Consider the following 13,208-nt stretch of genomic DNA (forward strand, 5'->3'; position numbering starts at 1 on the left):
ACCTACTGCATTACAAAACCAGTAAAAAGAACCCGCTCAACTGCAGGTGTTCCAGCCACTTTAACCATTGTTGCTTTCACTGCTTCAAGCGCTTGTTGGCGTAACTGATCACGCCCATTCGGACTACGTAATTGCTCAACGGTTGCAACCCCAAATGCTTGAAGAAGTGTGCTTTCAATTAACGGGGTGTGCTGTTTCGCCAAGGCTTCATTTTTATCGCCACGAACCATTAATTGCACTTTAATTTGCACCACTCTGTCTCGTGTGTCACCCGTAACATTGAAAGTAAAAGGTTGAGGTAACACAACATAGTAAGCTGACATTACAGGTGCTGCTGAGGCTGTATTTTCTTGTACCGTTGCAGCCACTTGTGGCGACTCTTTTGCGTCATCACCATTTAGCAACCAAAAGCCAATGCCTGCCGCCAATATTACAATGACGGCTACTGCACTTATTAACATCAGCTTTTTCTTGCCCATCGCCATTTTTATTCCTTTCTATCTTTATTTTCATTAATTAAATTATTAGCAATTGTTAATTACGCATAGTAATCAACCCGATCTTTATTTTTTGTTACAAACATCTCGATCGTATCAAGGTGTTTATCTGAATTCGTCTCATTCGTGCCAGCAAAAGATCCATCATTGGCAGTGTCTGATGATTGATCTCCTGAGTGCTGTTGTGAAAACTGCTGAGCAAATTGATTTGAACTATCTTGCTGTACAGAGCCTTGCGCTAACTGCAAGCCTTGTTGCTGCATCATCTCACGTAGCCTTGGCATTGCTTGTTCAACCATATCGCGAGTTTGGCTGTTATTAACCGTAAATTGCACTGAAGCTTGATCTTGGTTCAAGGCTAATTTTATTTGAATTTTACCGAGTTCTGGCGGATCTAATCGGATATCAATTTGTTTTAAATTCTTTGCCATCATCATGTTAATACGCTCAGACACTTGTTCTCCCGCCTGATCTTTTGTCAGCAATAATGGCGACTGAACCTGCGTATTCGCATGTTGTAAGTCCATTTTCATCGCATTGGCTTGCTGGTTACCCATGAGTGCCGATAATGGTTGTGAAGAGATACTGTCTTGCTCTTTTTCTTGACCATCAACCAGTGTCTTTCTAACCGATTCCATCATTCCATTGGTTGCGATCAATTCAGAATTTTTTTCACCAGAAAGAAACGCATTCACCACACTATTTTCAGCTTTTACGCCAGATAACGTTGATTTTAATTCTGGATCGGTTGTGGACTGGGAAAGCAGTTCCGCCTCATCGCTTGTTTCCGCTTTCACTCCAGCGGTTGCAGCATGCCAGCCCATTTTTAGCTCACTCGGCTTCACATCCGCTTGCCGTACTTTCTCTTTTTCAGTTAGCTCATTTTTCTTGATTGAAGCGATTTCAGAGCTATCTAATACAAATTTGTCACCTGAGAGTTCCGCTTTCACATCTAAAGACTCATCAGATGATGTCATTTGCTCTGACTGTGGCGGCAAAGCTTTGCCCCCTTCTGGAGATTGTTGACTAAACTGCTGATTTGATTGATTCAAACGTTGAAGAAAATCTGCGCCTTCAAACATCACTTTTTCGACATCATCAATACTTTCGACGTCGTCAACATTATCAACACTGGCGATATCCTCACTATCAGCAACAGATACAACTTCATCTGTCACAACCTCACCTGAAACAGCGTCATCAGAGACTAATTCAGCGTTATATTCGCTATTGATAACTAAATCATCAGAGCTAATGATCGCTTCTTCTCCAGTTTCAACATCTGTCGATTTTTTTGTTTTTTGTTCTATTTTTAAATCGCTTACCGATGTTTTCTCTGTTGATGCGGCTTGTAACTGAGAATCAAACGAAGCATCTTTATCACCTTCGTTTTTTTCTACTGTTTTAGTATTTGAAGATCCCGCAGGTGTGGCTTTTACGTGCGGTGTTGATAAGGGATTTAATAGATTCATAGCCAATTCAAACCTAATACTGGGCGCGTAGAAAATAAAACGTAACCATTTGATCTTCCGACGACAAAAAGAGATAAGTAGGAGTAATGCAAAAACTAAACCAGTTACTCATCAATAAGGTTATTGTTGTAACCTTCGCGCAAACTGCAACGTAACAAATTCATCCATCATTTTTTGCTCTTGCTTATCAAGCCACTGTTTATGCTCGCGTTCGCGTTTTTCCACCAGCCATTCAACCGAACGTCTTTTTTGCTGCATTTCTTGCCAATGCTGCGAGCACTTTTGAATTTGTTCTTCAAAATACCCCCCCGCTTGCTTTTGCTTTTCTAAGGTTTGATCCAGTTGCGTTAAGAACTTCTGTAAATGGCTGTACTGACTCGCAGTTAGTCCTTGTTGACCTCTAACGGATAACTGATTGAGATAATCCAAGCGATACTGTTCAATCTGCGCTAACTGTTGTAAGTAATTTTGTTGCTCAATACGGGCTTGGTTTAACGCTAAACTTGCTTGATGTTCTTGCTCTTTCGCTTGCTCGATGATTAATCCTAGCGCGTTAGACATACTTAATTTCCTTATCCATGATCACCTGCAATTAACCACCTAATGTTGAGCGCAACATATTGACGCACATCTCATAGGGCACAGACTCTTTCATCTCTTGTTGCAGATAGGCGTCTAATTTCGGTTTAAAACTAAAAGCTTGATCTATCGTGTTATCGGTACCAGGTTTATAAGCACCAATGGAGACTAAATCTTGATTTTTACGGCATATAGAAAGGATTTGACGTACCGCTTTAGACATCAACATATGCTCTTCGCTCACAATCGCAGGCATAACACGACTCACCGAGCGTTCAACATCGATCGCAGGATAATGCCCAGCGTCTGCCATTTCACGAGATAACACAATGTGACCATCTAAAATCGCACGAGAGGCATCTGCAATAGGATCTTGCAAGTCATCACCTTCACTAAGAACGGTAAAGAAAGCAGTTATAGAGCCTTGATTTTCATTACCATTACCCGCGCGTTCCACCAGCGCAGGTAACTTTGCAAATACCGAAGGTGGATAACCTTTGGTTGCTGGCGGCTCACCAACAGACAAGGCGATTTCACGTTGTGCTTGTGCAAAACGGGTCAGAGAATCCATCAGGAGTAATACATCAAAGCCCTGATCGCGGAAATACTCAGCAATCGTCAATGATGTTTGACAACCTTTTAAGCGCATTAATGGTGAAGCATCAGCAGGTGCCGCCACCACCACAGATCGCGCACGGCCTTCAGGCCCTAAGCTTTCTTCAATAAACTCTTTAACTTCACGACCACGCTCACCAATAAGGCCGACCACAACAATCTGGGCACTGGTGCCACGAGTCATCATGCCTAAAGTCACAGACTTACCAACACCCGAGCCTGCAAATAGACCAATACGCTGGCCTTTACCTACCGTCAAACAGCCATTGATCGCTTTAATACCCACATCAAGCGGCTCTTTGATTGGTTTACGGGCGAGAGGATTGATAGGAGTGGCATTAAATGAAGCCCGATGCTCGGTAAAAATAGGCCCTAAGCCATCGAGCGGATTACCAACCCCATCAATAACCCGACCTAATAATTCTGGGCCAACGGGGAGACCACTATTGTGCAGAATAGGCGTGACTTTAGCGCCAGGCATCACCCCAAGCAGTTGCTCACTTGGCATGAGAAACAAGGTTTCACCTGAAAAGCCAACGACTTCAGCTTCAAGTTCACCATTTAATGTTTCTACTTTACATAAGCTACCAACAGGAGCGCGGCAACCGATTGCTTCAAGTGTTAAACCAACAACTCGCACTAACCGTCCAGAAGCAACAGGCTTACATCCCGTCCCTTCCGTTTTATATTGACTTAACCGTTCAGCTAATGAGGCTGTCATTTAGATTGATCTCGAAGGCTGCTGTTAACCGCTTCAAAGCTGGTTAAAGAGTGACGAATACGATCTTCGATAAAGTAATCAACCGAAGTGTCATGGCTACTCAATTGCAGATCACCTCGATTTAAACTCGGCTCAGCGATAAGTTTCCATTTACGCTCTAACAAATCATCGTCACTAAAATTTTGTTTTACTAAGGCTACATCTTCAGGGTGCAGATTCATCGTAATATCACGATTGGCAACCGGTAACGTCGCCACCACTTCACGAATCGTATTTAAAATCACTTGTGGGTTCGTTTTCACTTCCACTCGGATCAACTCTTTCGCTAAACCTAAAGCAAGTTGCATCACCTGCTCTTCAACGTCACGATCAACTTGTGCTATTGGCGCTAATAACTTTTCAGCCACTGACGCTAAATGATTCACTTGTTCTGTTATTTGTTGTTGAGCTTGCTCTAGCCCCTGTTGTAACCCTTGCTCTTTACCTTCGGCAAGACCAGATTCAAGCCCTTCAGCGTGACCGGTTTTAAACCCATCGCTGTGTCCTGCTTGTCGTCCTTGCTCTATCCCTTCGTCATACGCCGATTGCTGCATCGCTTCTAAATCAGCAGCCGTTAATGGTGGAGGCCCCGCTTCTTCTTCAGGCTCGAATTCTTCAATAACAGGACGAGGCTGGTAATTAAAAGCATTGTCATTGTGATCAGGACGCTCTTCTGAATAATCAGGGTATGCCCAACGTTCTAATTCTTGCGCTTGATGATCTGAAACTCGATAAAAGCCACGACGACGTTCATCACTCATGACAACCACCTGCTAGTTCAACAATTGGGATAATTTTATAGGTACTCATCTGCACCGCCACCGCCGCCACCAAGCATAATTTCACCTGTATCAGAAAGACGACGAGCAATGGTTAGAATTTCTTTTTGCGCCGCTTCTACATCAGCAACACGAATCGGCCCCATCGCTTCTAACTCTTCACGTAGCATTTCGGAAGCACGCTTGGACATATTAGCGAAGAACTTATCACGCAGCATATCATCAGCACCTTTTAGTGCTTTTTGTAAGAGATCTTGTGGCACATCACGGAGCAAGGTTTGAATACCGCGATCATCGACTTCTGTTAAGTTATCAAATACGAACATTAAGTCTTGGATCTGAGTAGCTGTATCTTCATCCGTTTCACGGATCTGATCCATCAACAAGCCTTCAACATTATTATCGAGGTAGTTCATGATCTCAGCCGCAGCTTTCAAGCCACCAATTTTAGCCGCTTGTGCACCCGCTTGACCGGCAAATTGTTTCTCCATGATATCGTTCAATTCATGCAGTGCCGCTGGCTGTACTTCTTCTAAGTTCGCAATACGCATCATCAGATCTAAACGTACACGCTCAGGAAATTGCGCTAATATTTCAGCAGATTGTTCCGGCTCTAAGTACGATAAAACAATGGTTTGGATCTGCGGGTGCTCATTGAGAATAATGCTTGCCACTTGACGTGGATCCATCCACTTCAGTGAATCTAAACCACGAGAACCACTGCCCATCAGGATTTGATCAACAAGGTTATTCGCTTTGTCTTCACCTAACGCAGCAACTAATGTGTTACGTACGAAATCTTCGCTGCCCATACCAATGCTGGTGTATTTTTGAATATCTTCGAGAAACAATCGGTGTACACCGGAGACTTTCTCTTGGCTAAGATCTGTCATACTCGCCATCGCACCCCCCACACGCTGTACCTGCTTAGGTTCAAGGTGACGAATAATGCTCGCGGCATCTTGCTCACTCAGGCTAAGTAATAAAATCGCCGCTTTTTCTGTTCCACTTAACGTATTTGGATCAAATTTATTTTCACTTACTGCAACATCATTAGCCATCTTCATTCACCCAACTTTTAACCACTTGCGCTGCGAGATCAGGTTCATTATCCACCAATGCTCGGACGGCTTTCAGTAAGTCTTCATCTTTATGTAAATTTGGTAAATCTAAGCTACTTGAGCTCAATTCAAACCCTTCACCTGTATCCAACTCTGCGCCAATCAGCCCAACTGAATCTGCTGAGTTTGTCAGGATCGGCATACCATTTTCGTCTAATGGCGTACCATCTGGTGATTGATTTGGATATAGCAACTTACGCATTGCTGGGCGTACTAACACCATAATCACCACAATAATAACAAGAGCCGCTGCAATCCAACGTACCCAGCTACTAAAGTTTGGATTTTCCCAAATAGGAAGATCGGCGGCTAATTCTGATTCTGGTAACGCAAAAGGTACAGAAAGGACTTCTAGTAAATCTCCCCGAACTTCTGAAAAACCAATGCCCCCCATCAACAAACGGCGAATTTTGGCAATTTCCGCTTCAGAAACAGGTACTCGAGTGACATCCCCCGTTTTAGGATCTGTGATGGTTTTATAATCCACCGCAACAGATACCGTTTGACGATCAATCACCCCCGTTTGTGAACGCTTATGACTAATCGTGGTATCTAATTCATAGTTACGAGTAGATTCTCTATGTACAGAACCATCACTTCCGTTCGTACCCGACTGCATGTCTTTCACATTCTGAGGAATAGCCGATTCAACCGGTGGCTGATTACTTAATGCGCCAGGAATACCTGCGACTTGATTACCACCATTAATATCTTCGAGCGTAAATTCACTGCGTGTTGCTGCCGTTGATGGATCGTAACGTTTACGGGTTTCTTCTAACGCCGAGAAATCCATTGCAACATCAACTTGCGATGTATAATTACCCAGCCCTAAAACAGGCATTAAGATAGCATCAATTTTTTCGCGTAATGCTTGTTCCTGTTTACGCTCTAATTCGTACTCTTTACGTTTCGCTGTTGTACTAGGATCTTCAGTACCAGAGCTCAATAATCGACCATGTTGATCAGTGACAGTCACTCGTGTTGGACGAAGCCCAGGTACCGCTGTTGCAACCATATCAACAATGGAATCGACTTCTTGTTGTCCTAATGAACCACCAGAAGATAAGGTTAAAAAGACTGTTGCGGTCGCTTCTTGGTTATGACGAACAAACACACTTTGTTTTGGTGTCGCCAATAAAACCTGCGCTTTGCGCACTTGGCTAATTTGTTCGATGGCACGGGCTAATTGACGTTCACGACTGAGCTTTAAACGCTCACTTTCCATTCGTTGTGATACGCCAAACCCCATGTCTTGCAATAAAATATCATCGCCTTCTACTGTCTGGGCATTTAATCCCGTACGGGTTAAATCTAACTTAATCGCGCTGTATTCATCTGCTGGAACACGGATCGTATTGCCATCTAATTGATATTCAATTTTCTTTTGATCAAAGTGATCGAGGATTGGAATTAATTCTTCGGTTTCATAAGTGCCTAATGGGCGCATCTCAGGCTCTTTGATCCACATTGTTACCAACACAATCAGCGCCACACAAATCGCCACCGATAGCACCAGAATAACTTGGCGTAATAAATCCAAGTTACCCAAAATACTATCAGTCGAAGAGGCTTTCTTCTCTGAAATATCAGCACCTTGATCTGCGCCCATATCATCATGTAATACAGGAGCAGAACCGCCGCCCGATACCGCTAATGGTTGATTAATGTTTTCTTCTGCCACGACTTTTACCCATAAACTGCAAGAATAACGGTGTTACTTTCCATACTTTAAAAAGTCAGGCTTATACCGGCATATTCATTAATTCTTTGTACGCTTGTACCATTTTATTTCGAACTTGTACGGTTGCTTCAAACGCAACACTAGACTTATTTCTTGCGATCATGACATCCGCTAACGAAACGCTACGGTCACCTTGATCAAAGCGCGTTGCTAACTCACTAGATTGCCCTTGCAGTTGATTCACTGATTGCAATGCATCAGTTAAAAGGTTGCCAAAATCAGAGCTCACTTGCTGAGCTGTTGCTGGAGTAGATGTATTTTGAGCATCCAGTCTCATTGCTTGCATTTCTGTTTGTAATCCGTTTACTTTCATTCCGTGATTCTCTCTATCAATGTTTTGCTGATAACATCTGCTTGTCCGCTAATTACGCAGGAATTTCAATGCCAGCATCACGCATTTTCGCTAATTTATAACGTAAAGTTCGAGGACTGATCCCTAATTGCTCTGCTACATCTTTACGACTTCCTTCACAGGCAATTAAAGTATCTAAAATAATACTAAATTCTTGTTCACGTAACTCGCCCCCAAGCCCTTCACCTGTTGCCGCCGATTTAGGGCGAACAGCGACAACACTAGAATCAGGCTCTGGCATACTTTCAGGTATATCCGTATTAAGCCAATCAAAATGTTCTAATAAAATATCGTGCGGCTGAATATGATGGTTATCGCAAAGAATTAACGCTCGTTGAATCACATTATCTAATTCTCGAACATTTCCAGGCCACGGATATTGTAACAATTTATCTTGTGCGCCCTGACTTATAGTTGGTACCACATTTCCTTGTTTGATACTGTGCCGCTCTGCAAATAACATAGCTAATGGCAGAATATCACCCTTACGTTCAGCTAAAGCAGGCCAAGCAATTGGGAATACATTAAGTCGGTAGTATAAATCTTCACGAAAATGCCCTTCTGCAACATAAGTTTTAAGTTCACGGTTACTGGTTGCGAGAATACGTACATCTAACTTTATGCTTTTGCGACCGCCTAGACGTTCTACTTCACGCTCTTGCAATACACGCAATAATTTTGCCTGTAGGCTCAAATCCATTTCACTGATTTCATCAAGCAATAAAGTACCACCCTGTGCTTGCTCAAATTTTCCAGGACAGGCTTGGATCGCTCCTGTAAATGCACCTTTTTCATAACCAAATAAGGTTGCTTCAAGCATATTTTCCGGAATAGCCGCACAATTAATGGCAATAAAAGGCCCATCTTTACGTTCTGAATTATCGTGAATATGACGAGATAGTACTTCTTTACCAGAGCCACTTGGCCCTAGCACCATCACACTGGCATCTGTTTTTGCGACCTTATCAGCAAGGGCTAGCAACTTGATACTTTTCGGATCAGCAACCACTGTTTTACTGCTTTGTTTTTTTATCGGCGCATAACGCCCGACCATATTTAGCAGCACTTCAGGTGCAAAAGGTTTCGCCATATAGTCAATCGCACCTTCACGCATCGCCGCGACTGCATCTTCAATATTGGCGTAAGCTGTCATTAAGAGTACGGGAATTTTCGGCCAATTTAATTTAATGCTGCGAAGTAATGCTAATCCATCCATCCCTGCCATTTGTACATCAGAGACAACGATATCAACGGTTTCCGACTTCATGATCACTAAAGCATGCTCAGCGCTTTCCGCTTCAATCCATTGATAGCCAGCTAACGCTAACGTATCAACCAATGCTTCACGTAATCCTTCATCATCTTCGACTACTAGGACTCTCGTTTGATTCATCTCTTCTCTCCATGAGTATGCACTGGCACGTTAATGCTCACGATGCAGCTAACTGTGATTGCATATTCTGTTGTGAGGCCATTGGAAGGGTTAAAGTAAAGCATGTCCCTTTACCTAGCTCTGATGTTAAAGACAACTTGCCACGATGCGCGAGTGCCACCATTTGAACCACGGCTAATCCCAAACCTGTACCTTGTTTCCGAGTGGTAAAGAAAGGCTCTAACACTTTGCTTTGGATCTCTGTCGCAATACCGGGGCCATTATCGGTTACTGATAACAAAATTTCGTCACCTACGGCATAACAAGACACTGCAACAGTACAGCCTTTACCTGACATTTGGATAGCGTTTGTAATTAGATTACTGATAGCACTTGCCAGTGCATTTTCATTGCCTAAAATAGCCAAGGATTCATCATCGCAGTCAATACTAAAATCAACATTTTGGCTCATCACCAAAGCTTCAACCATGTTTTCCATGCTGTTAAGTAAGCTTTCTAATGAAAAACAATTAACCACTTTATTATCACCCCCTTTGGCAAAAAGCAGCATATCGTTGACTTGTTTTTCAAGATCTTGCAGACGATCAACAAGTTTACCTTGAAAGCGTTCACGGGTTGTTGCTGGCAAGTTAGGTGCCGATAAATTAGCCGCATACAGCATCGCACTTGATAATGGCGTTCTGACTTGATGCGCCAAGGACGCCACCATTTTCCCTAAGGATGACAGTCGCTGCATTTCACTTAATCGTGATTGTAATTGGCGCGTTTCTGTCATGTCAGTAATTACAATCAATTGTCCTGCTGCAGAAGCTGAAATGGCTAATTTCACTTTGCGTCCTGAACGTAGTGAAATTTCGTGTCCATCATCTTCCTGAGGCTGAAAACAACGCTGGATAACATCTACCCAACGTTCGCCTTCAAGAGGTTCGCCCAACAAACGTAATGCTTCATTATTGGTTTCACAAATAAGGCCTTTTGGATCGAGTAAAATGACCCCAACAGGCATCACTTCCAGCACTTGTTGATAACGTTCAACTTGTTGTTCTAAAGTCCCTATCACAACCGCTTTATCATCCATGCATGAAACCTAATAACAAAAAAATTCAATGTAATTTATAAAAAAGCAATTTACATGCCATATATTATTCTTTTAAATCATGTAATTACAATTAAATCATCATAAAGAAATATGTCAAAAAAATGACAATCAATTAGAGTTTTATCGAATTAGCTAAAAAGATACAGATTAGCGGCATATTTTTGAGAGGTTGTTGCTAAAAATAAATTAAAAGAAAAGTATATTATTACCAGTTAAGTTAAAAGTGATGAATTAGCAGACAAACTATTTAGGTGACAAAGAGAAATAAAAAAGCCGATGTCAAATTAATGGCATCGGCTTTATATGAATTAATGACGCTTTATTAGCTTTCTTTGTTTAAGCCATATTTACGCATTTTTTCAACTAAGGTCGTTCGGCGCATACCCAACATATCGGCAGCTCTTGCTACAACCCCCGTTTGAGCATCTAACGCTTGCTTGATCATATCGACTTCAAGATCAGCTAACATTTCTTTTAAATTTAGCCCTTCAGGTGGAAGCTCACTGCTCGCTACCGTTTGTTCATCTTCATATGAAGAGAACATACTTGCTAATGCTTCTTGCTCTAGCTCTTCAACACTTGGCAATGTGCTTTCTGGCGTAAAATCAGGAAGCTGACCATAACGATACTTAATCGGTAAATGGTTAATATCTACCATTTCACCTGGGTACAAAATACATAAACGCTCAACAAGGTTTGCAAGCTCACGTACGTTACCCGGCCAGTTATGCTCCATTAATGAGTTAATCGCACGCGGTGTAAAGTGAATGCGTTTAGCACCTTCAGCTTCCATACGTGTAAGTAATTCTTGCAATAATAAAGGCAGATCTTCAATACGCTCGCGCAGTGCTGGCATATCAATTGGGAACACATTAAGACGGTAGTACAGATCTTCACGAAATAAATTTTCATGGATCATTTTGTCTAAATCGCGATGTGTTGCCGCAATAATACGCACATTAGTTTTAATGGTTTGACTACCACCAACACGTTCAAAGCAACGCTCTTGAAGAACACGAAGTAGCTTAACCTGCATAGACATCGGCATATCACCGATTTCATCAAGAAATAATGTGCCACCTTCGGCTAATTCAAAACGGCCTTTACGTGCAGAAATTGCACCGGTAAATGCCCCTTTTTCATGACCAAATAATTCACTTTCCAGTAAATCTGGCGGAATAGCACCACAGTTAACAGGCACAAACGGACCTTTACCACGCGCAGAGTGATAATGAACGTTACGTGCCACAACTTCTTTACCTGTACCAGATTCACCTAAAATCAGCACACTTGCATCACAAGCAGCAACTTGTTCCATGAGATGACGGATTTGACTGATTGCAGCGCTACTACCTACCATGCTACGGAATAAGGTATTTTTACGCCCTAGCTGAGGAACTTGGTAAGCACGTTTACCCATATATTCTTGGCAATGACGGAAAGCATCAACGAGCTGGTTGTAATGCAAAGGTAACTCTAGATCGCCAACATAGTTCGCTAAACCAGAAAGATGAGCGCGATGATTTCCAAGCGATACAACAGGAATTTGGGCATGAATTTTTAGTGTATCTACGATATGAGATAAATTTTTATTTACTTCAATGTTACCCAGTAAACATGCGCCCCATGACTGCTGCCATAATGAAGCATCAATATCCTGTGACGAGATAATTTCACACTGCTCACCAACAAACCCCAGAATTACACTGAGATCATGACGTTGCTGTTGATCGTCTTCAATAACGAGTGTCTTTGCTAAACCTTGCATAGAATGGATATAGCCTGCCTTCATAAAATGATGTAATTATTGGCTTATTTAATAGAAATGCGAACCACTGCCAATATTATTGATGTCTATTGTAATTAAACCATAGGAGAAGGCAATATTTGATAGCAGAAAGGTGTGATACCAATACAAGGATATATAAAATAATAGGACGAATATTGCGCATTTACAGCTATTCATCCTATATTTGAAGAGTTATTACCATTTTTTATAGTGTTATCCTGCTTATATGCATTTTAACACTTACGTTTATTAATTAACTCGCTTCACTTAAATGATGATACTCAGTTGGGATTTGATCCCACGCTGATTTGATCTCACGTAGCATACCAATCACATCATCAATTGGCTTAGTTTGATTTTCAGCGTTTGCGCGGGTAATTTCGCTTGCCATAAACTCATAAAGTGAATCAAGGTTCTTAGCAATATCACCGCCATCTTCCATTGATAAGCAGTCACGCAAGCTTAATACGATATCTAATGCTTTGCTTAAGCGCTCACATTTCACCGCAACATTGCCTTGCTCCATTGCTGCTTTACCTTGAATTAAACGCTCAATCGCACCTGCATACAGCATTTGAATAACACGGTGAGGAGAAGCACTGGCTAATTGTGCGTTTACTGAAACTTTTTTATATGCCTGAAGAGAGCCACGCATGATGTAATCCCTTATTTAATAAGTGAAATCAAAATCAACAAAACTAAGAAGGCTACAAACCGTTTTGTTGAATATTGCTGTACAGTGATAACGATTGTTTGCTCTTTTTAGAACGGACTAATCGCTCACCAATAATATCTTTGTGTTTTTGAATTAAACTTTTTAATGCTTTTGTACGTGCCACTACATCATCAAAAACGGGGCGAGTTAAGTTAGGTTGGCCTAAGATCTGCTCGACCTCTTGATGACGTAATGACACTAAATTTTCTAACTGCTGCGGAAAGTCATCGTTATATTCATCAGCAGTTAATAGTTGCTCTATTTGCTGCTCTAGTTGCGTTAACTGTTCCATATTT

The 13,208-nt window shown here is 41.9% G+C and carries 13 protein-coding genes; all 13 read right to left on the minus strand.

Features of this window, described 5'->3' with window-relative positions:
• Positions 1-2: 2 nt before the first annotated feature.
• A complete protein-coding gene (gene fliL, locus I3259_RS00310; RefSeq protein ID WP_238027796.1) occupies positions 3-485 on the minus strand; it encodes a flagellar basal body-associated protein FliL in 483 nt (160 codons plus the stop codon).
• 53 nt (positions 486-538) lie between these two features.
• A complete protein-coding gene (locus I3259_RS00315) occupies positions 539-1,969 on the minus strand; it encodes a flagellar hook-length control protein FliK (protein ID WP_238027797.1) in 1,431 nt (476 codons plus the stop codon).
• A gap of 120 nt (positions 1,970-2,089) precedes the next feature.
• Entirely contained in the window at positions 2,090-2,530 is a 441-nt protein-coding gene (fliJ, locus tag I3259_RS00320) for a flagellar export protein FliJ (RefSeq protein WP_238027798.1), read from the minus strand.
• Positions 2,531-2,561: 31 nt separating this feature from the next.
• Positions 2,562-3,884, minus strand: a complete 1,323-nt coding sequence (gene fliI, locus I3259_RS00325; protein WP_005370306.1) for a flagellar protein export ATPase FliI — start codon at positions 3,882-3,884, stop codon at positions 2,562-2,564.
• Complete coding sequence (gene fliH, locus I3259_RS00330) at positions 3,881-4,684, minus strand: flagellar assembly protein FliH (RefSeq protein ID WP_238027799.1); 804 nt, start codon at positions 4,682-4,684, stop codon at positions 3,881-3,883. Before fliH ends, fliI begins: the two co-directional genes overlap by 4 nt.
• Positions 4,685-4,719: 35 nt before the next feature.
• On the minus strand, positions 4,720-5,763 hold the full coding sequence (fliG, locus tag I3259_RS00335; RefSeq protein WP_238027800.1) for a flagellar motor switch protein FliG: 1,044 nt from the start codon (positions 5,761-5,763) through the stop codon (positions 4,720-4,722).
• A complete protein-coding gene (fliF, locus tag I3259_RS00340; protein WP_238027801.1) occupies positions 5,756-7,504 on the minus strand; it encodes a flagellar basal-body MS-ring/collar protein FliF in 1,749 nt (582 codons plus the stop codon). Before fliF ends, fliG begins: the two co-directional genes overlap by 8 nt.
• Positions 7,505-7,565: 61 nt before the next feature.
• Positions 7,566-7,877, minus strand: a complete 312-nt coding sequence (gene fliE / locus I3259_RS00345; protein WP_238027802.1) for a flagellar hook-basal body complex protein FliE — start codon at positions 7,875-7,877, stop codon at positions 7,566-7,568.
• 52 nt (positions 7,878-7,929) lie between these two features.
• The gene (locus I3259_RS00350) at positions 7,930-9,309 is read right to left on the minus strand and encodes a sigma-54 dependent transcriptional regulator (RefSeq protein WP_238027803.1); all 1,380 of its coding nucleotides are present in this window, start codon (positions 9,307-9,309) and stop codon (positions 7,930-7,932) included.
• A 37-nt stretch (positions 9,310-9,346) separates the two neighbouring features.
• Positions 9,347-10,387, minus strand: coding sequence for an ATP-binding protein (locus tag I3259_RS00355; protein ID WP_238027804.1), 1,041 nt, complete (start codon positions 10,385-10,387; stop codon positions 9,347-9,349).
• A gap of 343 nt (positions 10,388-10,730) precedes the next feature.
• Positions 10,731-12,176, minus strand: a complete 1,446-nt coding sequence (locus I3259_RS00360) for a sigma-54 dependent transcriptional regulator (protein ID WP_238027805.1) — start codon at positions 12,174-12,176, stop codon at positions 10,731-10,733.
• A gap of 274 nt (positions 12,177-12,450) precedes the next feature.
• Positions 12,451-12,852: a flagellar export chaperone FliS gene (gene fliS, locus I3259_RS00365; RefSeq protein WP_238027806.1), complete on the minus strand. Its 402-nt coding sequence runs from the start codon at positions 12,850-12,852 to the stop codon at positions 12,451-12,453.
• Between the two features lie 52 nt (positions 12,853-12,904).
• Positions 12,905-13,204 (minus strand): flagellar biosynthesis protein FliS, encoded by a 300-nt coding sequence (locus tag I3259_RS00370; protein WP_238027807.1) that lies wholly within the window; start codon positions 13,202-13,204, stop codon positions 12,905-12,907.
• Positions 13,205-13,208 lie beyond the last annotated feature (4 nt).

The organism is Photobacterium sp. Ph5 (genome assembly GCF_022129445.1).
Classification (GTDB): Bacteria; Pseudomonadota; Gammaproteobacteria; order Enterobacterales; family Vibrionaceae; genus Photobacterium.